The sequence below is a fragment of the Dyella sp. CR10 genome (assembly GCF_055814425.1).
This window is the reverse complement of record NZ_CP185986.1, coordinates 3665734-3692463: the sequence shown is the minus strand read 5'-3', so window position 1 is coordinate 3692463 and position 26730 is coordinate 3665734. Positions and strand designations below refer to the sequence as shown.

Annotated in this window: 22 protein-coding genes and 1 riboswitch; of the genes, 14 read left to right on the top strand and 8 right to left on the bottom strand. The window is 68.0% G+C overall.

The annotated features are described in order from the left end of the window. The first annotated feature begins 5 nt into the window (after positions 1-5). The 5 genes from sucD to ACNR9O_RS16680 all read left to right on the top strand — a co-directional run bounded on the left by sucD (position 6) and on the right by ACNR9O_RS16680 (position 5659). Positions 6-881, top strand: coding sequence for a succinate--CoA ligase subunit alpha (gene sucD / locus ACNR9O_RS16700; protein ID WP_473686796.1), 876 nt, complete (start codon positions 6-8; stop codon positions 879-881). Between the two features lie 225 nt (positions 882-1106). Further along, complete coding sequence (locus ACNR9O_RS16695) at positions 1107-1622, top strand: Csu type fimbrial protein (protein ID WP_473686798.1); 516 nt, start codon at positions 1107-1109, stop codon at positions 1620-1622. A gap of 3 nt (positions 1623-1625) precedes the next feature. Continuing rightward, positions 1626-2342, top strand: coding sequence for a fimbrial biogenesis chaperone (locus ACNR9O_RS16690; RefSeq protein WP_473686800.1), 717 nt, complete (start codon positions 1626-1628; stop codon positions 2340-2342). Between the two features lie 3 nt (positions 2343-2345). Next, a complete protein-coding gene (locus ACNR9O_RS16685) occupies positions 2346-4712 on the top strand; it encodes a fimbria/pilus outer membrane usher protein (protein ID WP_473686802.1) in 2367 nt (788 codons plus the stop codon). Further along, positions 4709-5659 (top strand): Csu type fimbrial protein, encoded by a 951-nt coding sequence (locus ACNR9O_RS16680; RefSeq protein ID WP_473686804.1) that lies wholly within the window; start codon positions 4709-4711, stop codon positions 5657-5659. The genes ACNR9O_RS16685 and ACNR9O_RS16680 overlap by 4 nt, the downstream gene beginning before the upstream one ends. Positions 5660-5666: 7 nt before the next feature. On the opposite strand, the gene ACNR9O_RS16675 is transcribed toward ACNR9O_RS16680, so the two are convergent. The 3 genes from ACNR9O_RS16675 to ACNR9O_RS16665 all read right to left on the bottom strand — a co-directional run bounded on the left by ACNR9O_RS16675 (position 5667) and on the right by ACNR9O_RS16665 (position 7666). After that, positions 5667-5936 carry a hypothetical protein gene (locus ACNR9O_RS16675; RefSeq protein ID WP_473686806.1) on the bottom strand — a complete coding sequence of 90 codons (270 nt, stop codon included), beginning with the start codon at positions 5934-5936 and terminating at the stop codon, positions 5667-5669. Between the two features lie 124 nt (positions 5937-6060). Beyond that, a complete protein-coding gene (locus ACNR9O_RS16670; RefSeq protein ID WP_473686808.1) occupies positions 6061-6696 on the bottom strand; it encodes an HdeD family acid-resistance protein in 636 nt (211 codons plus the stop codon). A gap of 67 nt (positions 6697-6763) precedes the next feature. After that, entirely contained in the window at positions 6764-7666 is a 903-nt protein-coding gene (locus tag ACNR9O_RS16665; protein WP_473686810.1) for a LysR family transcriptional regulator ArgP, read from the bottom strand. A 96-nt stretch (positions 7667-7762) separates the two neighbouring features. On the opposite strand from ACNR9O_RS16665, the gene ACNR9O_RS16660 reads away from it, so the two are divergent. The 3 genes from ACNR9O_RS16660 (at position 7763) to ACNR9O_RS16650 (ending at position 11190) form a co-directional block, all read left to right on the top strand. Continuing rightward, positions 7763-8380 (top strand): LysE/ArgO family amino acid transporter, encoded by a 618-nt coding sequence (locus ACNR9O_RS16660; RefSeq protein ID WP_473686812.1) that lies wholly within the window; start codon positions 7763-7765, stop codon positions 8378-8380. A 78-nt stretch (positions 8381-8458) separates the two neighbouring features. Beyond that, positions 8459-10090 carry an NAD+ synthase gene (locus tag ACNR9O_RS16655; protein WP_473686814.1) on the top strand — a complete coding sequence of 544 codons (1632 nt, stop codon included), beginning with the start codon at positions 8459-8461 and terminating at the stop codon, positions 10088-10090. 329 nt (positions 10091-10419) lie between these two features. After that, positions 10420-11190: a GNAT family N-acetyltransferase gene (locus tag ACNR9O_RS16650; protein WP_473686816.1), complete on the top strand. Its 771-nt coding sequence runs from the start codon at positions 10420-10422 to the stop codon at positions 11188-11190. 81 nt (positions 11191-11271) lie between these two features. Here ACNR9O_RS16650 and ACNR9O_RS16645 read toward each other — a convergent pair whose 3' ends face one another. Then, entirely contained in the window at positions 11272-12111 is an 840-nt protein-coding gene (locus tag ACNR9O_RS16645; protein WP_473686818.1) for an outer membrane protein assembly factor BamD, read from the bottom strand. A 70-nt stretch (positions 12112-12181) separates the two neighbouring features. On the opposite strand from ACNR9O_RS16645, the gene rluD reads away from it, so the two are divergent. From rluD to pgeF, 3 genes are read left to right on the top strand one after another with little or no spacing between them, the layout of a single operon-like run. Then, on the top strand, positions 12182-13156 hold the full coding sequence (gene rluD, locus ACNR9O_RS16640; RefSeq protein WP_473686820.1) for a 23S rRNA pseudouridine(1911/1915/1917) synthase RluD: 975 nt from the start codon (positions 12182-12184) through the stop codon (positions 13154-13156). A gap of 43 nt (positions 13157-13199) precedes the next feature. Next, positions 13200-13853 (top strand): DUF6882 domain-containing protein, encoded by a 654-nt coding sequence (locus tag ACNR9O_RS16635; RefSeq protein WP_473686822.1) that lies wholly within the window; start codon positions 13200-13202, stop codon positions 13851-13853. A gap of 44 nt (positions 13854-13897) precedes the next feature. Then, positions 13898-14641: a peptidoglycan editing factor PgeF gene (gene pgeF / locus ACNR9O_RS16630; protein ID WP_473686824.1), complete on the top strand. Its 744-nt coding sequence runs from the start codon at positions 13898-13900 to the stop codon at positions 14639-14641. Between the two features lie 18 nt (positions 14642-14659). Here pgeF and otsA read toward each other — a convergent pair whose 3' ends face one another. Genes otsA through otsB form a run of 3 tightly spaced genes read right to left on the bottom strand, consistent with a single transcriptional unit; the run spans position 14660 to position 18664 of the window. Beyond that, positions 14660-16045 carry an alpha,alpha-trehalose-phosphate synthase (UDP-forming) gene (otsA, locus tag ACNR9O_RS16625; protein ID WP_473686826.1) on the bottom strand — a complete coding sequence of 462 codons (1386 nt, stop codon included), beginning with the start codon at positions 16043-16045 and terminating at the stop codon, positions 14660-14662. Then, positions 16042-17898, bottom strand: coding sequence for a glycoside hydrolase family 15 protein (locus tag ACNR9O_RS16620; protein WP_473686828.1), 1857 nt, complete (start codon positions 17896-17898; stop codon positions 16042-16044). Before ACNR9O_RS16620 ends, otsA begins: the two co-directional genes overlap by 4 nt. After that, complete coding sequence (gene otsB / locus ACNR9O_RS16615) at positions 17870-18664, bottom strand: trehalose-phosphatase (protein ID WP_473686830.1); 795 nt, start codon at positions 18662-18664, stop codon at positions 17870-17872. The genes ACNR9O_RS16620 and otsB overlap by 29 nt, the downstream gene beginning before the upstream one ends. 226 nt (positions 18665-18890) lie before the next feature. Between otsB and clpB the strand changes: the two genes are divergently transcribed. Next, positions 18891-21476 carry an ATP-dependent chaperone ClpB gene (gene clpB / locus ACNR9O_RS16610; RefSeq protein ID WP_473700659.1) on the top strand — a complete coding sequence of 862 codons (2586 nt, stop codon included), beginning with the start codon at positions 18891-18893 and terminating at the stop codon, positions 21474-21476. A gap of 239 nt (positions 21477-21715) precedes the next feature. Here clpB and ACNR9O_RS16605 read toward each other — a convergent pair whose 3' ends face one another. Then, a complete protein-coding gene (locus ACNR9O_RS16605; RefSeq protein ID WP_473686834.1) occupies positions 21716-23731 on the bottom strand; it encodes a phosphocholine-specific phospholipase C in 2016 nt (671 codons plus the stop codon). A gap of 211 nt (positions 23732-23942) precedes the next feature. Next, a riboswitch (cobalamin riboswitch) is annotated at positions 23943-24161 on the top strand. Between the two features lie 169 nt (positions 24162-24330). Between ACNR9O_RS16605 and btuB the strand changes: the two genes are divergently transcribed. Then, positions 24331-26127, top strand: coding sequence for a TonB-dependent vitamin B12 receptor (btuB, locus tag ACNR9O_RS16600; RefSeq protein WP_473700803.1), 1797 nt, complete (start codon positions 24331-24333; stop codon positions 26125-26127). Positions 26128-26152: 25 nt separating this feature from the next. Beyond that, positions 26153-26728 (top strand): hypothetical protein, encoded by a 576-nt coding sequence (locus ACNR9O_RS16595; protein ID WP_473686838.1) that lies wholly within the window; start codon positions 26153-26155, stop codon positions 26726-26728. The last annotated feature ends 2 nt before the right edge of the window (positions 26729-26730 follow it).

The following is a 26730-nucleotide window of genomic DNA, read 5'->3' as shown; positions in this document are numbered from 1 at the left end:
GAACCATGAGCGTTCTCGTCAATAAGAACACCAAGGTCCTCGTGCAGGGCTTCACCGGCCAGCAGGGCACCTTCCACGCCCAGCAGGCGCTGGACTATGGCACCAAGGTCGTCGGCGGCGTCACCCCGGGCAAGGGCGGCAGTGAGCACATCGGCCTGCCGGTCTTCAACAGCGTGGCCGAAGCGGTCGATGAAACCGGCGCCGACGCGTCCGTCATTTTCGTGCCGCCGCCGTTCGCGGCCGACTCGATCCTCGAAGCGATCGATGCGGGCATCAAGGTCATCGTGGCGATCACCGAGGGCATCCCGGTGCTGGACATGCTGCGCGTGAAGAACGTGCTGGCCCAGCATCCGGAAACCGTGCTGATCGGCCCGAACTGCCCCGGCATCATCACCCCGGGCGAGTGCAAGATCGGCATCATGCCGGGCCACATCCACAAGCCGGGCAAGGTCGGCATCGTGTCGCGTTCCGGCACGCTGACCTATGAAGCCGTGTTCCAGACCACCAACGAAGGCCTGGGTCAGTCGACCTGCATCGGCATCGGCGGCGACCCGATCAACGGCCTGAACTTCATCGACTGCCTGAAGCTGTTCCAGGACGATCCGCAGACCGAAGGCATCATCATGGTCGGCGAGATCGGCGGCAGCGCCGAGGAAGACGCCGCCGAGTTCATCGGCGAGTACGTGACCAAGCCGGTGGTGTCGTTCATCGCCGGCGCGTCGGCTCCGGCCGGCAAGCGCATGGGTCACGCCGGCGCGATCATCTCCGGCGGCAAGGGCACGGCGGCGGCGAAGTTCGCCGCGCTGGAGAAGGCGGGCGTCACCACGGTGAAGTCCCCGGCCGACCTGGGCAAGACCCTGGCGGGCCTGCTGAAGAAGTAAGCCTCCTTCCGAGGAGGGCGAAAAGGCCGCGGTCATCCGCGGCCTTTTTCTTTGGGCGGACGAAAGGCATCGCCGGGCCGCGGCAAGTTCCAGCGCCGCACCGAAAAAAATTGACTAAACGTTTGGTTCGGGTCTACACATACGCCCGCACACCGCCCGGGACGGCGGCGCCGTTCGCGCCGGCCCGGACAGCACTCGCATCGCTCGCAGACCGCAGGGGGTCACATGAAGCGTTGGCAGCAGCTGGGTTTCGCATGTCTTCTCGCCGTCGTCGCGTCCGCGTCCACGGCAGCCATTTACTCCAACGGCACGGCGACGACGACCTTCACGGTCTCGCTCACGCTGCAGGCCAACTGCAGCATCACCGCCAATCCGCTGAGCTTCGGGACCACCGGCGTGCTGTCCAGCGCGCTCAACCAGCAGACCACGGTGGCGGTGACGTGCACCAACACCACGCCCTACAACGTCGGCCTCGACGCCGGCACGGTCACCGGCTCGACTGTCTCCGGCCGCCTGATGGCCGGTACGACCAGCGGCAATACCGGTACCACGGTGGGCTTCCAGCTGTACCAGGATGCCGGGCACAGCACCGTCTGGGGTAACACCCAGGGCACGGACACCGTAGCCGGCACCGGCACCGGTTCGGCGCAGTCGATCAACGTTTACGGCCAGGTGCCCAGCCAGGCCACGCCGCGTCCGGACACGTACCAGGCCACCGTCACCGCTACGGTTTATTTCTGAGACATGCGGCGCATAGCGGCAGCGCTGGCCCTCGGCTGCGCGCTGGCGGCACACGCCTCGTCGCTGCAGATCTCGCCGGTGACCGTGGAGCTGGCGCCGGGGCAGGGCGCCGCGGCGCTCATGCTGCGCAATCCCGGCAAGGAGATCATCTACGGCCAGGTGCGCGTGTTCCGTTGGGACCAGACCGTGGAGGACGATCGGCTGGAGCCCAGCGAGGACCTGCTGGCGAGCCCGCCGCTGATCCGCATCGACCCGCAGGGCGAACAACTGGTGCGGCTGGTGCGCCGTGCCGGCACGGATGCGGCTGGAGAATTGACCTATCGGGTGCTCGTCGACGAGGTGCCCGGCCTGGATGCGGCGCCGGGCAATGGCGTCAATATCCGCCTGCGCTACTCGGTGCCCGTATTCGTCGAGCCACCCGGCGCGCCGGCCGCGCCGCGGCTTACCTGGGAGCTGTGGCAGGAAGGCACGCAATGGCGGCTGCAAGTGGCCAATAAGGGCGGACGCCGGGCCCAGCTCGCTGCGGTGCGGGTGGTCACCGCCGATGGCGCCGAGCATGTGGTGAATCCGGGATTGCTGGGCTACGTACTGGCCGGGAGAACCAGGCAATGGACCATCGCGCTGGATCAGGACGTCGCTGCGCGCGCGCCGCTGAAGGTCCGCACCAACATCAACGCCCAGCCGACCGAGACCGAGCTGAGCCTGCCGTCGCGGCCATGACCCATGCGCCCGGCGCGCGGCTTCCGCGGATCGGCGCACGGTAATGAATGGCGCGCTGGCGCGGGCCGTTGCCTGCTGGCCTGTGCGCTGGTCACCGCCACGCCGGTGCGTGGTGGCGACGTGCCCGCGCCGGCAGCGTTGGACATGGCTCAGCCGCAGGAGGTGTTTCTCGAGGTGATTCTCAACGGCCAGCCCAGCGGACGGATCCTGCGCTTCCGCGCCACCGGCGATCGCCTCGCCTGCGATGCCGCCGAGCTGGCGTCGCTGGGGCTGGATCCGGCACGCCTGGGCACGGCGGGCGAGACGCGGCTGGATGATGTGCCCGGCCTGGCCTATCGCTACGACGCGGCCGCGCAGCGGGTGGAATTGACCGTGGCCGACGCGCTGCGCCTGCCCTACGTGGCCGATGCGCGCCAGCTCGGTCGCACGCCGCCGGCGCAGAGCGGGCGGGGCGTGGTGCTCAATTACGACGCCTACGCGCAGAGCGGCGACGGAGCACGCCTGGCGCTGTGGTCGGAGTGGCGCTACTTCGCGCCGTCCGGCGTGTTCGACCACACCGGCACCTACTACGCGGGAAGCGGTACGCGCCGCTACGTGCGCTACGACACCACGTGGACGCGCTCGGACCCGGCCAGCCTGAGCGTCCTGCAGATCGGCGACGGCATCACTTCCGCGCTGAACTGGTCGCGTCCGGTGCGCTTCGCCGGCGTGCAATGGCGCAGCGACTTCAGCCTGCGGCCGGATCTGATCACCTTTCCGCTGCCGTCGCTGGGCGGCTCCGCCGCGGTGCCTTCAGCGGTGGATCTGTACGTCAACAACGTGCGTCGCGCCAGCGTGGATGTGCCGAGCGGGCCGTTCGTGCTCAACCAGGCGCCGGGTATCACCGGCGCGGGCCAGGCCACGCTGGTGACGCGCGATGCGCTCGGACGCAGCGTGACCACGGCGCTGCCGCTCTACATCGATGCGCGCATGCTCGCCCCGGGCCTGGACAGCTACGGCATAGAGGCGGGTTTCGTGCGCCGGCGCTACGGGCTGACCTCGTTCGACTACGCCTCGCATCCGTCGGCCAGCGCTTCCTGGCGGCACGGGATGAACGATGCGCTGACGCTGGAGCTGCATGGTGAAGCCTCCGCCGGACTGGCCAATGGCGGTGGCGGCGCGCTGGTGCGGCTCGGCCAGGCCGGCGTGCTGAGCGGCTCGCTGGCCCTGAGCGGCGGGCGCGACACGGGGCGCCAGGCGAGCCTCGGCTACCAGTGGGTCCGGCCCGATTTGGCGATCGACGCGGAGCTGACCCAGCGCACGGCCGGCTATGCCGACCTGGCGGCGCGCGAAGGTTCGCCCGCACCGCGCCGGCTGGCGCGGTTGACCGTATCGGTGCCGTTCGCGCCGGGGCAGAACCTCGCACTGAGCTACATCGGCCTGCGTCTGCCAGGCGCTTCCCCATCGCGCATCGGCGCGCTGACCTGGCTTTGCTCGCTGACACGCTGGGCCTCACTCAACCTCAGCGCCTATCGCGACTTCGCGCGGCCAGCGGCGAGCGGGGCCTTCCTCAGCCTCAATCTGTCGCTGGATGGGCGGCTCACCGCGAGCGCGCTGGGCGGCAGCCAGGGCGGCCAGCCTTACCGCAACCTGCAGGCGCTGCGTCCGGCCGATTACGCCGGCGGCTGGGGCTGGGGCGTGCAGGACGGACGCAGCGGCGATCTGCGTTTCCGCCAGGGGCAGTTGCAATATCTCGGCCGTGCCGGCCAGCTCACGGGGCTGGTGCAGGATACGGACGGAAAGCGCACCGTCTCTCTGGATGCGCTGGGCGCGCTGGTCTGGATGGATGGCAGCCTGCAGCCCGCGCGGCGTATCTACGACGGCTTCGCGCTGGTGTCCACCGACGGCGTGCCGGACGTGCCCGTGCAGCACGAGAACCGCCCGATCGGCCGCACCGATCAGAGCGGCCATCTGTTGGTGACGGATCTCAACGCATACCAGTCCAACCGGCTTTCGATCGACAGCTTGTCGCTGCCGGCCGATGCGCAGGTCGATACCGTCGCGCAGGATGTCGTGCCGCAGGCGCGTTCGGGCGTGCTGGTGCGCTTTCCGCTCTCGCGCTACGCGGCGGCCACCATCGTGCTGACGGACGACGCCGGACATCCCGTGCCGCCCGGTACCCGCGTGCATCACGAGCAAAGCGGCGCCGACACTGTGGTGGGCTACGACGGGCTCACCTTTGTCAGCGGCTTGCGCGAACACAATCGGCTGGAGCTGACCGGCGACGGCTGGCATTGCCGTGTCGCCTTCGATTACCGCTCGCCGGCGGACCACTCGTTGCCGCGCATCGGTCCGCTGCGATGCGCCAGGCAGACGGAGCAGGAACGATGAAGCGCTGGCTCGCTCTGTTGCTCGTGTGCGCACTGCCCTGGTGCGGCGCGGTGCATGCGCAGACGTGCAGCGCCACGCCCAGCAATCTGGATTTCGGCAATGTCGACCCGATCAGCGGCGCCGCCGTGGCGCGCAGCGGGACGATCAACGTGAGCTGCAACTGGACGCTGATTTCGCTGGCGCCGAACGCACTGGTCTGCCTCAATCTGAGCAACACGGCGACGCGCGTGCTGAGCAACGCCGGCAACACGATGCAGTACGACCTGTACCAGGATGCAGGCCATACCCAGGTGTGGGGTTCCAGCTTCACCGGTGGTACGCCGTTGTCGGTATCCATCGCCAAACCGCTGCTGGGTACCACGGCCAGCGCGATGGTGAACTTCTACGGACAGATCGGCGCGGGCCAGACGACCGTGCCGACCACCGGCAACGCCGGCACGGTATACAGCCAAAGCTTCAATGCGGAGACCGTGCTGGCCTATGGCTACTACCTGCTGGGCGCGCCGACCTGCGCTTCGCTGACCGCCAACGGCAGCTTCCCTTTCACGGTCAGCGCCACCGTGATCAACAACTGCAACATCGGCGCCACCAATCTCAGCTTCGGCACGGCCGGCGTGCTGGGCGCGGGCATCAATGCGCTGGGCAGCCTGAGCGTGACCTGCACCAACGGCGACGCATGGCGCATCTCGCTCAACGGCGGCGGCAGCGGCAACGTGGCGGCGCGCAACATGCAGCGTCAGGGCGGAGGAGGATCGGTGAGCTATCAGCTCTATACCGACGCCGCACGCAGCGTGCCATGGGGCGACGGCAGCGCGGGCACGACCCGGGTGACTGGTACGGGCAGCGGCTTGAGCCAGGCGGTCACCGTCTACGGACGCGTACCGCCGCAGGCTACGCCGTCACCGGGCAACTACAGCGATACGATCACCGCGACCATCGAGTTCTGACGCTGGCTCAGAACATCACCTCCCACGCGGCGGGGCGTGGTGCGGCGATCCGGGTCGGTGTCTTGTCTCGGACATCGAAGCGTTCGACGGAGGCGCCGCGCACGAGGTAGGGCGAATCGAGCGCGCAGCTGACCACGGGGACTTGGAAAGCACGTGCATCGCGCCGCTCGACCAGGCAGCTTTCCTTCACGGTGAGGCTGACTTCGAGCGGTGCGGTGGCGGACAGGGCGGCGGACGACAGGAGCAGGACGACGAGCAGGGACGACAGGCGGAACATGGGGCGAAAGTGTGGATGAGGGGCTTCCGGATAGATCGACCGGGGCGGCCGATTCTTTAATCCCATGCGGCAAAGAGAAGGGGCCGCTGTCGCGCGGCTCCTTCGACGACGTGCACGGTGCGCGTCACGTTGCCGCGAGGCGCGGCGGCGATTGCAGGGCGGCGATGCCGTTGAAGATCAGATTCACGCCGGCCAGCGTGCCGATCAGCCACAGGCTGCTCTCGGGCCACATGGCGATGACGGCGGCACCGAGGATCGTGGTGACGATGCCGTCGACCAGAGTCCACAGATGGGCGGCCTTCGCGGGTTCGCCCAGCCATGCCGCGATACGCATCAGGCCCGGCAGCACGAACAGCGAAGCCAGCACCAGCGTGAATGAAGCGGCGGCATCCAGTGGCAGCGCGATCAGCCAGCCGCCACCGACGATCAGCACGAGCGCCGCCACGATGTGCCACACGCGGCTGGCGGGACGCTGGTGGCCGAAGGCGAGGATCAGGTGCGCGATACCGGCGGCGAAGATGGCGCAGGCGAAGATCATGGTGATCGCGACGATGCAGATCACGCCAAGGACGATCAGCGCGATCGCCAGCGGCTTGGAGTAAGGACGGTATGGAGGTATGGAAAACGATTCCGTTGTTGCGGGGGCAGGGATGCCACGACGTTGCGCGAGGGCAGACGTGGCGGCGATGCCAAGCTCGGGGAATCGAGCACCGGCGACAAGCGAGCGAATGCTCGGAATGACCAGAAACGATCGGCGCATAACGGTGCGTCTGCGCAGGGCTCCGGACGGCGTCGGAGCCGCCCACGCGTGGACGCGTGTGTCGCGTTCAACCGCGCACGCGCAGTTCCTGCCCGGCAGCGCGCACGAGCGCTTCGGTGAGCTGCGCCAGCGTGCGCGAGCGGATCGCCCAGTATTGCCAGTACAGCGGCACGTCCAGCCAGCGTTCGGGTGCGATCGCGCACACGGCACCTTCGCGCAGTGGCCGATGCAGCAGCGATTCGGGCGCCATGGCCCAGCCCAGGCCCAATGCGGCGGCTTCGACGAAACCGGTCGACGAAGGCAGGTAATGCGTTGGCGGATCGAGGCGCGCACGCGTCACGCTGCGCATGAAGCGATACTGCAAGGCATCCTTGCGATTGAACACCAGCATCGGCGCGCGCCCGAGCGATGCCGCATCCAGTCCGCCGGCGAAGTGATGCTTGACGAAGTCCGGCGAGGCGATCGGCAGATAGCGCATCACGCCAAGCTTCTTCACCGCGCAGCCCTGCACCGGTTGCGCCTCGGCGGTGATCGCGCCGAGCACCGTGCCGTCGCGCAGCAGGTCGGTGGTGTGATCCTGATCATCGACCCGCACGTCGAACAGCAGGTTGTGCACGCGATGCAGTTCGGCCAGCGCGGCGAGGAACCAGGTGGCCAGCGAATCGGCATTCACCGCGATGGCGACCGATGTAGGTGCATCGGTCGCCGCGGGTGCAACGGCGAAAGCTTCCAGCGTTTCCGCCTCCAGCAGGCGCATCTGCTGCACGCTACGCAGCAGGCGCTCGCCCGCGGCCGTGGCGACGCACGGCGAGCGGCGCAGCACCAGCACCTGGCCGAGACGATCTTCCAGCGCCTTGATCCGCTGGGAGATCGCCGACGGCGTCAGCGACAACCGGCGCGCGGCGCCGTCGAAGCTCCCTTCGCTGAGTACCGCGGCGAAGGCCACCAGCTGGGGATTGAGCAGGCTCATGGCGGTCTTTAGATAATCTGATCTGACGTAAGTATATTTAGTTTTACTGAAATGGCCGGCTAAGCGACATTGGCCGTCTTTTCAGGGTGAATCTCCATGCAAGCCTCCGCCTATCTCGCCGGTCTCGGAGCCGGTGCGGGCCTGATCATCGCGATCGGCGCCCAGAATGCCTTCGTGCTTCGCCAGGGCCTGCAGCGCCGTTTCGTGGGCGAAGTCGTGCTGATCTGTGTGCTGTGCGACATGGCGCTGATCCTGCTGGGCGTGGCCGGCATGGGCATGGCCGTGAGTCGCCAGCCGGTGCTGCTGCAGGTGCTGCGCTTTGCTGGCGCCGCTTTTCTGCTGGCTTATGGCGGCATGGCGGCGCGGCGCGCGTGGCGCGGCGAGAGCGGCTTGCAGCCGTCGGGCGCGGCGATGCACAGCCGCCTGCGCATCGTGCTGGCCTGTCTGGGCTTCACGCTGCTCAACCCGCACGTCTATCTGGACACCGTGCTGCTGCTGGGCAGCCTGTCGACGCGCTTCGAAGGGCAGGGACAGTGGATCTTCGCGGCCGGCGCATGCACGGCGAGCGTCCTGTGGTTCACCGGTCTGGGCTACGGCGCCCGCGTGTTGCTGCCAGTGTTCCGCAGCCCGGTCGCGTGGCGCGTGTTCGATGTGCTGGTGGCGCTGATGATGCTGGCATTGGCGGCGCTGCTGTTGCTGCGGCCGGTGGCCTGAGTCGGGCCGGTCGCACCGGGTCGGACCGGTCGCGCGCAGGGGTATCATACGGGCCCCTTCCCCCTGGATCTCCGTCGCATGTCCTCCCTTCGTCTGGCTCTGGCGCAGTTCGATTTCCCGGTAGGCGCGGTGGCTGCGAATGCTGCCCGCGTCGGCGACCTGCTGGCGCAGGCGCGCGAGGGCGGCGCGGACCTGGTGGTGTTTCCGGAGCTGACGCTGAGCGGCTATCCGCCGGAAGACCTGCTGCTGCGCCCGAGCTTCCTCGCCGCCTGCGACAGTGAGCTGCGCGCGATCGCCGCGACCACCAACGGCGTGGCCGCCCTGGTCGGTCATCCGCACAGCGAGGGTGAGGTGTACAACGCCGCCAGCCTGCTGCGCGAGGGGCGCATCGAAGTGACCGCGCACAAGCAGGCGCTGCCCAACTATGGCGTGTTCGATGACAAGCGCTATTTTCGCCCGGGCCATGAATCGGTGGTGGCGACGATCAACGGCGTGCGCGTGGGAATGCTGATCTGCGAAGACATCTGGCAGCCCGAACCCGCCGCACAGGCGGCCCGCGCCGGTGCGGAACTGATCGTCGTGATCAACGCCTCGCCGTGGGACGGCGCCAAGCAGGCTGAGCGCGAAGCGGTGCTGCGTGCCCGCGCGCAGGAGACCGGCTGCGCTGTCATCTACCTCAACCTCATTGGCGGCCAGGACGAAGTGGTGTACGACGGCGGCTCGCTGCTGGTGAATGGTGACGGACGGATCGCCGCGCGCGCGCCGACCTTCATGGATCTGCTGCTGTGGGCCGACTTCGATGCGGAAACCCGCACGCTGAAGGCCGACGACTGGCCGGCCATCGCCGAGGACGCGACCGAGTCGATCCTTTACGCCGCGCTGGTGCGCGGCATTCGCGACTACATCGAGAAGAACGGTTTCGGCGGCGTGCTGCTGGGCCTGTCCGGCGGCATCGATTCGGCGCTGACCCTGGCGCTGGCGGTGGATGCGCTCGGGCCGCAGCGGGTCACCGCGGTGATGATGCCCTCGCGCTACACCTCGCAGCTTTCGCTGGACGGCGCACGCGCGCAGGCCGAGGCGCTGGGCGTGGAGTACCACATCATCCCGATCGAGAAGACGTTCGAGAGCTTCGTCGAAGCATTGACGCCGGCCTTCGCCGGCAAGCCGGCGGACATCACCGAAGAGAACCTGCAGTCGCGCACGCGCGGCGCGATGCTGATGGCGCTGAGCAACAAGCACGGCCGCTTGCTGCTGGCGACCGGCAACAAGAGCGAGATGGCGGTGGGCTACGCCACGTTGTACGGCGACATGTGCGGCGCGTATGCGCCGCTGAAAGACGTGTACAAGACCGTGGTGTATCGCCTGTCGCGCTGGCGCAACGTGTACGCGGCGCGGTTCGGCGACGGCGATGTGATTCCCTCCGCGGTGATCGAACGCCCGCCCTCGGCGGAACTGCGCGACAACCAGACCGACCAGGATTCGCTGCCGCCCTACGACGAACTCGACGCCATCCTCGAGCGGTTCATCGAAGGCGAGCAGTCGCAGGCGGAGATCGCCGCGCAGGGTTTCCACATCGATACTGTACGGCGCGTGGTGCGCCTGGTGCTGATCAATGAGTTCAAGCGCAGGCAGGCGGCGCCAGGCCCGCGCGTCACCACGCGGGCGTTCGGTCGCGAGCGGCGCTATCCGATTACATCCGGGTGGCGTTGACGCCGCGAGCACATATTTGCCCAACCAATGGCACAGTCGGGCGATTCGCGCTTGACATCGCCCCATGCCGTTTGGAACGATCCGCGCCCTCCCGATACAGGAGCTGCGCCCATGATTGTCATCGCCTCACGCAAGCTCGCCGTCGCCGCTGCCGTGCAGATCGCCGCCTGCTGACGCCGTCCATCGGTTTTCTTCCTCTGGACCGGCTCCCGAGTCCGTTCTGACGGCCGCGCTTCGGCGGCCCCCGCATTCGTTCCCGGACCTTCGGTTCGGGCGATCCGGCATGTCCTGATGCTGCGCGCATCGGGACGAGACTGAGTACCTCACACATGACAATGCATGACTGCACGGCCCTGGGCCGTGTCTCCGCCTACCTGCGCGCCCGCATCGCGCTGCAGTCGGGCAACCCTTGCCTCGAACCCTTCCATGTCATCTTCGACGCGACCAGCGCCGAGCCGAGCTGGAACTACGCCACGCCCACGGACGGCGCCGAGCCCGGCGCGGACGACATCGCCGCGCTGGTCGATCTGTTCGATCGGCGGCAGCGCACGCCACGCCTGGAGTACATCCACGAGCTGGCCCCCGCGGTGCTGCCGCGCCTGCTCGACGCGGGCTTCTTCCGCGAGGAGCCGTTGGCGCTGATGACCTGCACGCCGAAAAGCCTGGCGGCCGACGGCGATCTGGACGGCGTGGAATGGCTGCTCGCCGAACGCGAGCACGAACTGCACGCCGCCGCGCAGGTGCAGAATGCGGCCTACGGCGTACCGGCCGCCGGCGAGGCCGATGTGGAGCGGCTGGTCAACGTGGTGGAAAAGGGCGGCGCGGTCGCGCTGGCCCGCCGCCGTGGCGGCGGCGATGCACTGGGCGCGGGCCTGTACTCGCCGCCGCTGGAGGGCGTCACGGAGATCGCCGCGATCGGCGTGCGCGAGGAGGCGCGTGGCCGCGGCATCGGCGGCGCGGTCAGCGCGCTGCTGGCCGATCACGCTTTCGCGCAAGGCGTGTCGTTTCCGTTCCTGATGACGGCGGCCGGCAACGAAAACCGCGTCTATGCGCGGGCCGGCTTCCACCGCTTCGGCGAGCTGATCGGCGTGACGCGATGAGCGGCGCCCCCTGGAGGAAGGGGCAAAAGAAAACGCCACGGCGCAAGCCGTGGCGTTTTCGGTGAAGCTTGCCGCGCTGGCTCAGTGGTGGCCGGAGAACGGCACCAGCTTGCGCAGGGTGGATGGTGCGTGCGGCCACTTCGCATCGGTCAGGTACGGGTGGTTCGGGTAGTTCAGGGCCAGCACCTGGCGGGTCTGGTCGGCCAGCTTGGGCTGTTCCAGCCCGATGTAGCTGCGCGTGAGGATGGCCAGTGCATCGCCGGTCTGCGGCGCCTGCTGGTAATGCTCGATCACGTACTGGGCACGGTCGGCCGAGGCGATATAGGCCTTGTTGCGCAGATAGAACTCGGCGACGTTGATCTCGAACTGGGCCAGCACGTTGCGCAGGTAGATCATGCGCTGGCGGGCGTCGGCGGCGTAGGCGCTGTCCGGGAAGCGCCGGGTCAGCTCCGAGAAGTCGTCGAAAGCCTGCAGGTTGTAGCCCTGGTCGCGGCGCGCCTGCGACTCGGTGCGCGCGAACGTGCGCTCGATGAAGCCGCCGGTACGGTCGAAATTGATCAGGCCGCGCAGGTAATAGGCATAATCCACATGTTTGTGGGTCGGATACGTCTTGATGAAGCGGTTGACCGTGGAGTAGGCGTCGTCCGGCTGGTTGTCCTTGTACTGCGAATAGGCCAGGTCGAGCTGGGCCTGTTCGTTGTAGTCGCCGGACGGGAAGCGCGCGATCAGGCGCTGGTAGGCCTTGGTGGCCGCGGCGTAGTCGGCATGGACCAGGGAATCGTGCGCATTCGCGTACAGCCTGTCCACCGGCATCGTGTCGATGGTCTCCTTCTTGCTCCGGAACATGGAGCAGGCGCTCATCGTGGCGACGACGGCGAGCACAATCAGTACCTTGAAGACCTGCAGCTTGGTTACGCGCATGAGAAAGGGTTCAGATGTTTGATCGAAAAGGGATGATAGCCGAAACCGTCGAAGTCCCGGGCGGGCGGCCATGACCACCATTCGCCACGAGGGCAGCGTGCCCCTGACGGCCGCGGGTTGGCGTTTCGACCGGGCCTTGGCCGAGATGTTCCCGGACTACTCCCGGTCCCGCCTCACCGCCTGGATCAAGGCCGGGGCGGTCACCCTGGACGGCCAGGCCGTGCCGCCACGCCACCTGTTGCGGGGCGGGGAACGGGTGCGGCTGGAGGCGGAGCTGGAGGCCGAGGTCGAGCTGGCGCCGGAGGATATCGCGCTGGACGTGCTGTATGAGGACGAGCACATCCTGGTGCTGAACAAGCCGGCGGGGCTGGTCGTCCATCCCGGCGCCGGCAACCCCGCCGGCACCTTGCTGAACGCCCTGCTGCATCACGATCCGAAGCTGGCCGAGTTGCCGCGCGGCGGCATCGTGCACCGGCTGGACAAGGACACCTCCGGCCTGATGGTGGTGGCACGCTCCCTGGCCGCACACACGGCGCTGGTGGACATGCTGTCGCGCCACGAGGTGGAGCGGCAATACGAAGCGGTGGTGATGGGCCGGCTGGTGGCCGGCGGCACGGTGGATGCCCCGATCGGCCGGCACATGGGCGACCGCCTGCGCCAGGCCGTGCGCGACGAGGAGGACGGCAAGCACGCCGTCACGCATTACCGACTGCGCGAGCGCTTCCGCGCCCATGCGCTGCTCCAGTGCAACCTGGAGACCGGGCGCACCCACCAGATCCGCGTGCACATGGCGCACATCGGCCACCCGCTGGTGGGCGATCCGCTGTACGGCGGCGGCCTGCGCCTGCCCAAGGGCGCCACGCCGGAGCTGGCCGCGGCCCTGCGCGGCTTCCGTCGCCAGGCCCTGCATGCCGAGCGGCTGGCGTTCACGCACCCGGTGAGCGGCGAGCCGGTCGACGTCGCCGCGCCGCGTCCGGCCGACCTGGAGGCACTGCTCGCCGAACTGCGCGCGGATACCCAGGCCCATCCGGACTACGAAGACTAGGCCTGGCGTTCCCGCCGATCTGCCATCACGAAAGGAATCCTGCATGCGCATCCTGCTTCTCTTGCTGCTGACCGCGGCCTACCTGGCCTCGCCGGTCCTGCTGGCTAGCCTGTTCTACGGCGGGTTGCCGCCGCTCTGGCTGGTACTGCTGGTCGCCGTGCCCTGGATTTTCTTCCTGCCCAAGGCGCAGGCCTGGATGATGCGCATCGCCATGCCCAAGGTGGCAGGCATTCACGCCAAGGTCACGGCAGTGGAGGCGCAGATGCGCCAGCAGCTGGAGGCGTTCTGTCGCCAGGAGCGGGTAACGTCCGACGCGGCGGCCACGCTCGATCCCGTGTTACCGACGCTTTACTTGACCCGCGCCGACGGTACCGAATGCGCCTACGCGATCGTGCCGGTCGGTTCCACGGTTGCCGCGACGGGTCCGGAAACCTGGACCTGGGCCTGGGCGGATCCGGCGCTGCCGGCGCGCTGGCGGGACGAGGCGCGGTCCTTGCAGCCGCTGCGCGAGACCGATTGGGGCAAGGAAGTCCTGTGGCGCGAGCAGGTCGATCTCGATGGCGCCGACGATCGCTTCCCGGTGTCCTGCTCGGCCATGGCGCTGGACCTGCTGCAGGCGCGGACTGTCTGGCTGGTGCCCTGGAACGGCGGGGTGCTGTATGCCTTGATCCATGGGGTCGGCGAAGCCAGGGCCTGAGCCGGCCTTACGCTGCCCTCGATACGTCTTAGGAAACCCTCCGCATGACCGACCCCTGGCTTGTTCCCGACTGGCCCGCTCCCGGGCAGGTCCGGGCCGCCGTCAGCACCCGGCAGGGGCCGGGCGTTTCGATTGCGCCGTTCGAACGCTTGAATCTGGGCGCGAACTGCGGCGACGAACCCCAAGCCGTGCTCGCCAACCGGCAGGCGTTGCGCCAGGCCCTGGCCCTGCCGGGTGAACCGCATTGGCTGCGGCAGGTGCATGGCATCGACGTCGCCGAGGTCACCGGCGCCACGGCGGACCAGCCCCCTGTGGCCGATGCGGCGGTGACGCGCTCGCGCGGGGAGCCGCTGGCCATCCTCACCGCCGATTGTCTGCCGGTGCTGTTCTGCGCCGCTGACGGCAGCGAGATCGCGGCGGCCCATGCGGGTTGGCGCGGGCTGGCCGGCGGTGTGCTCGAGGCGACCTTGCGTCACCTGCGGACGCCGGCGGGCGCGGTGATGGCCTGGCTGGGGCCCTGCATCGGTGCGGCTTCTTACGAAGTCGGCGACGAAGTGCGCCAGGCGTTCATCGCCAATGACGCGACCGCCACCACCTGTTTCGCGCCGACGCGACCGGGGCACTGGCTGTGCGACCTGGCCGCACTGGCCCGGCGCCGCCTGGCGCGGGCCGGCGTGTCCGCCATCTACGGCGGCGGCTTCGACACCCTGGTCGATCCGCGCTTCTATTCCTATCGCCGCGACGCGGCGCACAGCGGGCGCTTTGCCAGCCTGATCTGGCTAGCCTGATCGGGCTGTCCCGTCCGCTTATCCGTCGCGCAGCGCCGCGAGGAAGCTGCGCCGCCAGGCGGTGATGTCCTGGCGCTCCAGCACGTCCATCATCGTGCGCCAGCGCTGCCGTCGTTCCTCTAGCGGCATCGACAACGCCGCCTGCAACGCGTCGGCGACCTCCTCGGTATCCGCGGGATTGACCAGCAGTGCCTCGCCCAGCTCCTGCGCCGCGCCGGCGAAGCGCGACAGCACCAGCACGCCGGGATCGTCCGGGTCCTGGCTGGCCACGTATTCCTTCGCCACCAGGTTCATGCCGTCGCGCATCGGCGTGACCAACCCGACCCGCGCGTTGCGGTAGTAGCCGCTGAGCACGCTGTGCGGGAAGGACTTGTTGACGTAGCGAATCGGCACCCAGTCCGGCGCCGCATACATGCCGTTGATGTGGCCGGCCTTGCGCTCGAGTTCGCGGCGGATCTGCCGGTACTCGGGCACGGTGCTGCGCGAGGGCGGGGCGATCTGAAGGAAGCTCACCTGGCGGCGTAGCTCGGGCGAGCGTTCGAGCAGCCGCGCATAGGCGTCGAAGCGTTGCGGCAGTCCCTTGGAATAGTCGAGGCGGTCGACGCCGATGATCATGGCGCGCCCTTCCAGGCTTCCACGCAGCTGTTCGATCTCTTCCAGCGCGCCGGCGCGCGCCGCGGCGTCGGCGACGTCGCGCGTGTCGATGCCGATAGGGAATACGCCGACGCGGAAGCGGCGCCGGTCGGCCGTTCGCAGGCGGTGGCCGTGGCGCAGCTGGGCGCCGGTCTCGAACACGAAGTATTCCTCCAGTGATCGCAGGTCGCGCGCGGTGTGCATGCCGATCAGATCGTAGGCGGACAGGGTTTCCAGCAGTTCGCGGTGGCGCGGCAGCGCGATCAGCAGGCCGGCCGCCGGCAGCGGCGTGTGCAGGAAGAAGCCGATGCGGTTGCGCACGCCGCGCTGGCGTAGCATCGAGGCCAGCGGGATCAGGTGATAGTCGTTCACCCAGATCGTATCGTCCTCCTCGATCAGCGCCGACAGGCGCTCGGCGAACACGTCGTTGACCCGCAGATAGCCGTCCAGATGGCCGCGGTTGTAATCGACAAGATCCGGCCGGTAGTGCAGCAGCGGCCACAGCGTGCGGTTGGCGTAGCCGTCGTAGAAATGGTCGTGGTCGCTGCGCGAGAGGTCGATGGTGGCGTAGTGCACCGGGCCGTCGTAGAGGTGGTGCACGGTGGCGGCGGTCTCGGCGGCGACGCGGCCACTCCAGCCGAACCATAGCCCGCCGGCTTCCTGCAGCGCGGCGCGCATGGCCGAGGCGAGGCCGCCGGTGGCCGTCTGCCTTGGCAAGGCCACGCGATTGGAGACGACGATGAGGCGTCCTGCGCGCGCCGGCACATTCATAGCTCGTCTTCCCAGCGGCGCGACAGGCGCATCGCGGTCTGGATCAGGCCGACCAGCGAATAGGTTTGCGGGAAATTGCCCCAATGCTCGCCGGAGCTCGGCGCGATGTCCTCCGACAGCAGGCCCAGCGGGTTCCGCTTGGACAGCATGTGCTCGAACATCAGCCGCGCGCGCCGTTTGCGGCCGGTGGCGGCGAGCGCCTCGATGTACCAGAAGGTGCAGATGTTGAAGCTGGTCTCCGGCGTGCCGAAATCATCCGGCGCGATGTAGCGGAACAGGTAATCGCCGCGACCCAGGGCCGTGCCGATGGCGTCGACGGTGGCGATGAATCGCGGGTCGCGGGCGCGCACGAAGCCGATGTCGGCCAGCAACAGCAGACTGGCATCCAGGTGCTCGCCGTCGAAGGCGTCTACGAAATGCCCCAGCCGTTCGTTCCAGATGCGCGCGGAGATGCGTGCGTGCAGCGCCACCGCTTCGTCGTGCCAGTAGCGCGCGCGGTCGCTGAGCCCCAGCTCCGTGGCGATATGCGCCAGGCGGTCGCAGGCGGCCCAGCACATCGCCGCCGAGTAGGTGTGCACGGCGGCGCGGCCGCGGAATTCCCACAGGCCGGCATCCGGCTCCTCGACCATGCGCAGCGCCATGCGGCCCATGCTTTCCAGACGCTGGAAGGTATGCGCGTCGCCGGGATTCTCCAGGCGGCGATCGAAGAACAGCTGCGCCGAGGCCACCACCACCGAACCGTACACGTCGTTCTGGCGCTGCCGCCAGGCGTCGTTGCCGATACGCACCGGCCCCATGCCGCGGTAGCCGGCCAGGCCAGGCGCCTCGCGTTCCAGCAATTCGCGCTCGAACGTGATGCCGAACACCGGGCCCACTTCCTGGTCACCCTCGCCGGAGATGATGTTGAACACGTAGCGGATGTATTCCTCCATGCTGCGCGTGGCGCCCAGGCGATTGAGCGCGCGCACGACGAAGGCGGCGTCGCGCAGCCAGCAGAAGCGGTAGTCCCAGTTGCGGCTGGTGTTAGGCGCCTCGGGGATCGAGGTGGTCAGCGCGGCGACGATGGCGCCGGTGGCTTCGTACTGGCACAGCTTCAATGTGATCGCCGCGCGGATCACCGCTTCCTGCCACTCATAGGGGATGGACAGATAGCGCACCCAGTCGCGCCAGTAGGCGATGGTGTATTCCAGCGTGCCGTGAATGAAATCGGCCGGGCTGGTGGCGAGGGTCTCGTCCGGGCCGAATACGAAATGCGCGGTACGGTCCAGGTGAAAGAACAGGCCGCGCTCGACGAACGGTATCGCCACGTCGGTGGTCAGGCGCTGCACCACGTCGCTGAGCATGAAGCGCAGGTGATTGCTGCCGGAACTGGTCGCCGGCCTGCGCTTACCGTATCCGCATAGCGGCCGCATCAGGATGCGCACGCGCGGGTTGCCCTGGATCGGTCGCACGCGGCGGCACAGCATGACCGGGTGGTAGAAGCGTCCGCGCGTGCGATGGCGCGGCGCGAAATCCACGACCTCGACGGCATTGTCGTGGCGATCGTACAGGCGGGTGACCAGCACCGCGGTATTGGGCAGGTATTGCTGTTCGGCGCGAACCAGATGCTCCAGTTCGACCACCCAGTCGCCGCCTTCGGCGGCAGGGGAGAGCAGCGCGCAGAAACTCGCGTCGCTGTCGAAGCGCGGCAGGCAGCACCATACGATGCGGCCGAGGCCATCGATCAGCGCGGCGATGCTGCCGTTGCCGATCACTCCCAGAGCGAGACTCTGCTGCGCGGTCCCGCCGTCGCCAGGCCCGGTAGCGTCGGGCCTGGTCGTCTGTTCAGGCATTTCCTCCAGAGGCATGGGCATGGGGTTGGACTCCTTGCTTGAGCACATTCAGGACACGGTGCAGCCAGGCTTGCGCCGATGACGGGCCCGGCAGGGTGTATTGGGCGAGCGTGGGCTCGCGATGGCCGACGCGCACGCTCACGCCGTTTTCCAGATTGGTGGCGGCGAAACCGTGCTCGTCGGTGAGGTCGTCGCCGAGATACACCGGCAGGCGGCCGGCAAACGGCGCGCGTTCCAGCAGCTCGGTCACGGCCTTGCCCTTGTCCATGCCGGCGGGCTTGAACTCCAGGACCAGGTTGCCGGTCTGCAGTTCGTAGCCGGGCAGGCCGGGCATCAGCGCGCGCACGGCCTCGTGCAGCGCATCGAAATGTTCGGTCGCGGTGCGGCAATGCAGCGCCACGGCCAGGTCCTTGTTTTCGACCAGCACGCCGGGGTACTGGCGCGCCAGCGATTCGGCCGTGTGCAAAACCAGGCCGCGCCGGCTGGCACTGACCCGGATTTCGCGCCGTTCGCCGTCGGCATGGCGCAGTTGCAGGCCGTGCAGGCCGGCCATGGCCCACGGTGGTCCGCCGAACAGCGCGTCGAGGTTGGCCAGGCTGCGCCCGCTGACCAGTGCCAGCGCGCCGTCGAGATGGGCGTACAGTTCGGCCAGCAGGGCGTACAGCGCCGGGTCGACGCGTACGTCGTCCGGGCGATCGGCGAACTCGAGCAGGGTGCCGTCCACGTCCAGGAGCAGCGCCCAGCGATCGTCGGTTCCAGGCAGGGGCGGCGCCGGCAGCGTCGGCATGGCGGGCATGCGAGATGAGGCTAGGGACAAAGACATCGGATTGAGCCTAACAGGGCAAGTGTGAAGATCAGCTTTGGATAAGTCTGTGTGAACAATCCCCCATGGAGTGGGGTTTCGGGGGCGCGAAACAACCGAGCGGCGCTTGAATCGGCGCGAGCCGGGCCGCATCTCGCCGGGCAGTGAGCGGCCATGGCCGCCAAACCTTTTCTTGCGGGGAATCACCTTTATGCGGATGGACAAACTGACGTCCCGTTTCCAACAGGCGTTGGCCGACGCGCAGTCGCTCGCGGTCGGCCGCGACAACAACATGCTCGAGCCGGTGCACGTGATGACCGCGCTGCTGGACCAGCAGGGCGGTACCACGGCGCCGCTGCTGACCCAGGCCCAGGTCAACGTGCCCACGCTGCGCCAGCGCGTGGCCGAGGCGGTGGATCGCCTGCCGCGGGTGAGCGGGCAGGAAGGCAACATCCACGTCGGCAATGACCTCACGCGCCTGCTCAACCTCACCGACAAGCTCGCGCAGCAGCGCGGCGACCAGTTCATCGCCAGCGAGTTGTTCGTGCTCGCGGCACTGGAAGACAAAGGCGAGCTGGGCGCGGCGCTGAAAGCCGCCGGCGCCACCAAAGCCCAGCTCGAAGCGGCGATCGACAAGCTCCGCGGCGGCGAGAAGGTGCAGAGCGAGAACGCCGAAGACCAGCGCCAGGCGCTGGAGAAATACTGCGTCGACCTCACTGCGCGCGCCGAGAGCGGCAAGCTCGATCCGGTGATCGGGCGCGACGAGGAGATCCGCCGCACCATCCAGGTGCTGCAGCGGCGCACCAAGAACAACCCCGTGCTGATCGGCGAGCCCGGCGTGGGCAAGACCGCGATCGTCGAAGGCCTGGCCCAGCGCATCGTCAAGGGCGAGGTGCCCGAAGGCCTGCGCGATCGCCGCGTGCTCGCGCTGGACATGGGCGCACTGATCGCCGGCGCCAAGTTCCGCGGCGAATTCGAAGAGCGCCTGAAGGGCGTGCTCAACGACCTGGCCAAGCAGGAAGGCCGCGTGATCCTGTTCATCGACGAGCTGCACACCATGGTCGGCGCAGGCAAGGCCGACGGCGCCATGGATGCCGGCAACATGCTCAAGCCCGCGCTGGCCCGCGGCGAGCTGCACTGCATCGGCGCCACCACGCTGGACGAGTACCGCAAGTACATCGAGAAGGATGCCGCGCTGGAGCGCCGCTTCCAGAAAGTGTTCGTGGGCGAGCCGAGCGTAGAAGACACCATCGCCATCCTGCGCGGCTTGAAAGAGCGCTACTCGGTGCACCATGGCGTGGAAATCACCGATCCGGCGATCGTCGCCGCGGCGACGCTGTCAAACCGCTACATCACCGACCGCCAGCTGCCGGACAAGGCGATCGACCTGATGGATGAGGCCGCCAGCCGCATTCGCATGGAGATCGATTCCAAGCCGGAAGAACTGGATCGCCTGGAGCGTCGCCTGATCCAGCTGAAGATCCAGCGCGAGATGCTCAAGAAGGAAACCGACGAGGCTTCCAGGAAGCGTCTGGCCGACCTGGACAGCGATATCGAGAAGCTCGAGCGCGAGTTCTCCGACCTCAACGAAGTGTGGAAGTCCGAGAAGGCACTGCTGCAAGGCGCGACCAAGATCAAGGAGCAGATCGAGCAGGCCCGCGTGGAACTGGAAAGCGCGCAGCGCCGCCAGGACTACGCGAAGATGAGCGAGATCCAGTACGGCCGCCTGCCGGAACTGGAGAAGCAGCTCGCCGCAGCGCAGGCGGCCGAGAAGCACGAATTCAAGCTGGTGCAGGATCGCGTCACCGACGAGGAAATCGCCGAGGTGGTTTCGCGCTGGACCGGCATTCCGGTCAGCAAGATGCTCGAAGGCGAGCGCGAAAAGCTGCTGCACATGGAAGCGGCGCTGCACAAGCGCGTGGTGGGCCAGGACGAGGCAGTGCGTGCCGTGTCCGACGCGATCCGTCGCGCGCGCGCCGGCTTGTCCGATCCGAACCGTCCGTATGGTTCGTTCCTGTTCCTTGGCCCGACCGGCGTGGGCAAAACCGAGTTGTGCAAGGCGCTTGCCGAGTTTCTGTTCGACACGCAGGACGCGATGGTGCGCATCGACATGAGCGAGTTCATGGAGAAGCACTCCGTGAGCCGCCTGATCGGCGCCCCTCCGGGCTACGTGGGCTACGAGGAGGGCGGTTACCTCACCGAGGCGGTGCGTCGCCGCCCGTACAGCGTGATCCTGCTGGACGAAGTGGAGAAGGCGCATCCGGATGTGTTCAACATCCTGCTGCAGGTGCTGGACGACGGTCGTCTCACCGACGGTCAGGGCCGCACGGTGGACTTCCGCAACACCGTCATCGTGATGACCTCCAACCTCGGCTCGCAGCTGATCCAGGAACTGGACGGCGGCAACAGCGACGAGGACTACACCAAGATGAAGGCGGCGGTGCTCGGCGTGGTGCAGGCGCACTTCCGTCCGGAGTTCATCAACCGTCTGGACGAACTGGTGGTGTTCCGTCCGCTGGAGAAGAAGCAAATCCGCGCCATCGCGCGCATCCAGCTGGCCAACCTGGAGAAGCGCCTCGCCGAGCGCGATCTCGGCCTGGAGATCGGCGAGCCTGCGCTGGACCTGCTGGGCAATGTCGGCTTCGACCCGGTGTACGGTGCGCGACCGCTCAAGCGCGCGGTGCAGCAGCAGCTGGAGAACCCGCTGGCGAAGGAAATCCTCGAAGGCCGCTTCGTCGCTGGCGACACCATCGAAGTGGATGCGCAGGGCGGGCATCTGGTGTTTCGCAAGAAGTGAGAAAAAGCGCCCGCAAGGGCGCTTTTTTTGCACCCTCTCCCTTGCGGGGAGAGGGTTGGGGTGAGGGGGGCCTACGGAGCGTAGAAGCGGGAGCCTTTCCTCAAAGCATGTCTCGCTACGTAGAACTTCTTTCTCTAGCACCCGCCCCTCATCCGCCCGCCGGCACCTTCCTCGCTCCTCAGAGCAGAGCACATCCATGTGCTCTCCCCGCGTACTCCCCGGAGGGGAGAAGGAACGCGTTATCGCGGCTCACTTTGGCTCGGCAGCCCATTCTCCACATGCCCCGCCAGCCGCCGCCAGAACCCGCCCAGCTCCGCCACCGTCGCGCTCAGGTCATACCAGTTGGCATTGCCGTCCAGTGCCCAGGTATCGCTGACCGTAGCGCCGGCAGCGAGCGCATAGATGCGCACATCCCCGCTCGCATAGGCATTGCTGACCGTCACCGTGCAGGCCGCACCGCCCGTATTGCTCATGCTGAGGCGCACGCGGTTGGCGCTGGCATCGTAGGCGGCGACGATCTCCGGCGCCGGCCCCATGCCCGTTGTCACGCTGCCGCGCCACTGCCGCAGGAAGCCGTTCGGCCCGTGCGCTTCCAGGTCGTATACGCCCTGGGTATAGCGCGCCACGCTCCAGTAATCGGACAGCTGCTTGCCCGCTTCCACCGTGTAGCGCCACGGACCGTCGCTGCGGTTGGCCGCATAGACCTGAAACACTGCGCCTGCCGCGCCGTCGTTATGGAAATCGACCCAGAAGCGTCCGCTCGTGGCATCCACGCGGCCGTCCGCGCGCAGCACGTAAGGCAGCGCGCGCGCGGGACGCACGCCGGCTTCCTGCGCCGGCATGCCCTGCACGGACGGGATGGCCGGAGCGGGCAAGCTCTTGCATTGCTGGTCCGCGGCGGCGGTATAGCCGGTGGTCGACGGCAGGCTGGGCCAGCTGGTGTTGGTGCCGGTGAAATCGAACGCGCTGAGCAGGTCGCCGCATACCGCGCGGCGCCAGGCGCTGATGTTCGGCTCCATCACGCCGAAGCGTTTCTCCAGCAAGCGCAGCACCGAGGTGTGATCGAACACCTCCGAGCACACCCAACCGCCGCGCGTCCATGGCGACACCACGATCAGCGGCACGCGGAAACCCAGCCCGATCGGCAGGCCGTTGTTGATCTCGCCGGTCACGCTTACCGTGGACAGGCCGTCGGCGGACGAGGCCGGCGGCGTCGGCGGCGGCACGTGATCGAAGAAGCCGCCGTTTTCGTCGTAGTTGAGGATGAACGCGGTCTTGGCCCACACCGCCGGATTCGACGCCAGGGCGGCCAGCAGGCGTGCGCTCAGATCCTCGCCGTAAGCGGGCTTGTAGCTGGCGTGTTCGGAAAGGTAGTCGGCGGCGACGATCCAGGACACCTGCGGCAGCATGTCGTTGGCCACGTCGCCGGCGAAGGCGGCGACCAGGTCGGGCACGGTCGCCATGCCTTTGTCGTGCAGCGGCGTGCCGGCCTTGGCTTGCTTGAAGTTCTTGAACCAGGCCAGCGCGTTGTCGTCGAAGTTGTTGCTCTCCTGGTACACCTTCCAGCTCACGCCTGCCTTTTCCAGGCGCTCGGCATAGGTAGTCCAGGTGAAGCCCGCGCTGGGCTCGGTGTTGTCCAGCACGGCCGCCTGGCCCACCGACAGGCCATTGCTGCCGGTCATCGCGTGCAGGCGGTTGGGGTTGGTCTGGGTGAGCGTGGCGGCGAAGTAGTGGTCGCAGATCGTGAAGGCATCGGCCAGCGCGTAATAGAACGGCAGGTCGGCGCGCTCGAAATGACCCATGCCCAGGCCGGCTGCGCGCGCCGTGTTCCACGCATCGAACTTGCCCTTGTTGAAGATGGCGGTGTCGACCGGATAGCTCATCGCCGGCGCGCTGGCGCAGATCGCGCTGGTGGTCGAGGTATCCATGCGGAACGGCAGCAGGTAGCCGTCGGTGTTGCCGCTGTATGGCTGGTGCCACACATCACGCGCGCCACCGGGCAGCGGCGCCGGCACGCGGTCGCCGAAGCCGCGCACGCCGCGCAGGCTGCCGTAGTAATGGTCGAAGGAGCGGTTCTCCTGCATGAAGATCACGATGTGCTGCACATCGCTGAGATCGCCGTTGACCGTGGCGGCCGGCGTGGCCAGCGCCTGGCGGATGGCCGGTGGCAGGGCCGATATCGCGGCCAGTCCGCCGGCGGAGGCCGCGGCCATCTTGAGGAAGTTGCGCCGGGTGGCGTCGTGATTCTCGCTCATGCCGCACTCCTGGTGATGCCGGCATGGGCGGGCCGGCGGCGGGTGGAATGACCGCCGCCTAGGACACCGCATGGGTGTTTCAGTCCGATGCAACCGGCAGGACAGTTTCAGGACACGCAGGGGGCCGGTGCGCCGGCCTGTCTAATGCTTCTTCACGCGGCATGGATGAGGTGATGGGACGCGGACTTTGCCGCATCGGTCGCGAACCTCTAAGATGCCGCTCGCCTGAGGTGACCGCCGGCCTGGCCGGTGGTTGAAACGGGAATCCGGTGCGCCGTCTTTACGGCTATTCCGGAGCTGCCCCCGCAACGGTAGGCGAGCAACGGCCAGCGAATGCCACTGTGCTTGAAGAGCATGGGAAGGCGCCGGCCGGGAAGGCACCAGCCTTCGCTCGCGAGCCCGGAGACCGGCCTCGAGGTGAACCGGACATGCGGTGGGCGTGCTCCTGGCGAGCGTGCCTCCGTGCGTCCGTCCAGTGTGCTCCTTTCGTCTGTCCAGACCCGAAGCGATCCGCGCGGGCTGGCGCGGTCTAGGAGCCACCAGTGTCACTGCCTCTCCCGTTGTTGCGACGGTCCGCGCTCGCGGCCGCGTCGTTCCTTATGTTTTCCGCTGTTGCCTGCGCCGACGAACCGGCGAGCGATCTGCGCGGCGTGGTGGTCACGGCCACCCGTACCGAACAGACTGAAGCCGACACGCTGGCATCGGTCACCGTGATCGACCGTGCCGACATCGACCGCCTGCAGCCGCAGTCCGTGGCCGATCTGCTGCAGGGCACGCCGGGCCTGTCGATGGCCAACAACGGCGGGCCGGGCAAGGCGACTTCGCTGTTCCTGCGCGGGACCGAAGCCGATCACGTGCTGGTACTGGTCGACGGCGTGAAGATCGGTTCGGCTACGCTGGGCCAGCCGTCGATCCAGAACATCCCGGTGGCGCAGGTCGAGCGCATCGAGATCGTGCGCGGCCCGTTCTCCAGCCTGTATGGCTCGGAGGCGCTGGGTGGCGTCATCCAGATCTTCACGCGACGCCCGCGCGGCGCGTTCGAGCCCGATCTCGAATTGGGCTACGGCAGCAACGCCAGCTTCCGCGGCGCGGCCGGACTCGGCGGCAAAGTGGGCGATGGCTGGTATGCCGTGCAGGCCACGCACGAGGACACGGACGGCATCAACGCCTGCCGCGGCAAGCCATCGCCGCGCGGCGCGGGTTGTTTCGTGGACGAGCCGGACCGCGACGGTTTCCGCGACAGCTCCGTGTCGCTCAAGGGCGGCTATCGCTTCGACGAAGCCTGGGATGCGGACGCGCAATGGCTGCGCAGCTGGGGCTACAACGCGTACGACGGATCGACCAGCAATCAGGCCGACGTGGTGCAGCAGGTTGCCGGTGCGCGCGTGCATTGGCGTCCTGATCAGGCGTTCACCATGACGCTGAGCGCGGGACAGAGCGCCGACCTCAGCGACAACTATCTCAACGGCCTCTACACCAGCACATTCGATACGCATCGCGACCTGGGTTCGCTGCAGGGCGACCTTGCGCTGGGCGGCGGACTGTGGAGCCTGGGTTACGACTGGCAGCGCGATCGCGTGGACAGCAGTACGTCCTACGCGCGCGATCGCCGTCTCAACCGCGGCGTGTTCGGCCAGTGGCAGCAGACCTTCGGCACGCACTCGTTCCAGGCCAGCCTGCGCCATGACGACAACCAGCAATTTGGCGGCAAGACGACCGGTAGTCTGCTGTGGGGCTGGCAGTTCGCTTCGGCGTTGCGACTTACGGCCAGCGCCGGCTCCGCCTACAAGGCGCCGACCTTCAATGAGCTGTACTACCCGGGCTACGGCAGCGCCGCGTTGCGCCCGGAGAGCTCGCGCAGCTACGAGCTTGGCCTGCGCGGCACGCCTGCCTGGGGCCTGTGGTCGGTCAACGCGTTCGAGAACCGGATCCGCGACTTGATCGCCTACGACGCCTCGATCGGCCTCCCCGGCAACGTCGAGCGCGCGCGCATCCGTGGCGCGGAGGCGGTGGCGTCGACCACGCTGGCGGGTTGGACATGGCGTGGTACCGCCACCTGGCTGGATCCGCGCAACCGGAGCGCGACCAATCGCGACAAGCTGCTGCCGCGCCGCACCGGACGCAGCGCGCGCATCGATGCGGACCGCAGCTTCGGCGCCTTCAGCGTTGGCGCCAGCGTGTACGCCGCGGGGCGCCGCTACGACGACCTGGCCAATATGCGCCGACTGGGCGGTTATGCGCTGACGGACCTGCGCCTGGCCTACGCGCTGGACCACGCATGGAAGTTGCAGCTGAGCCTGCGCAATGCCTTCGACAAGCACTACGAAACCGCGGCCTTCTACAACCAGCCGGGCCGCACCGCCATGCTGAGCGTGAGCTACCGGCCCGCGCAGTGAACCTGAATCCCTCCAGGAGCGAACCATGACCGCCACGCCACCGCGTTTCTCCGCGCCGCTCGCCATCGCGCTCGCCGCGGTGATGATCGCCACGCGTTTTCATCACTTCGGCACGGCGCTGCATCTGCCCGATGCGTCGATGGCGCTGTTCTTCCTCGGCGGTCTGTGGCTGCGCCGGCACCTGGCATTCGCCGGCTTCATCGCGCTGGCGGTGGCATTGGACTGGGTGTCGGTGTCGTACGCGGGTGTCAGCGATTTCTGCGTGACGCCCGCCTACAGCTTCCTGCTGCCGGCCTATGCGGCGCTGTGGTACGCCGGCCGCGCCTGGTCGATACGGATGGCACCGACACCGGGCAGGCTGGCCGGCGCCTTTGGGCTGGCGGCGCTGGCCGCGTCGGTGTCCTTCCTGATCTCCAATGGGGCCTTCTACTGGCTGGGCGGCCGCTATGCCCAGCCGCACATGAGCGAGTACCTGGCCCGCGCTTGGCAATGGGGTCCGCTGTTCGTGCGCACTACGCTGAGCTACGTGGCAGTCGCGCTGGTTGCCTACTGGGCGGTGGCTCGCCTTGCCGCGTCGCGCCACGCGGGGGCGCGCGCATGAGC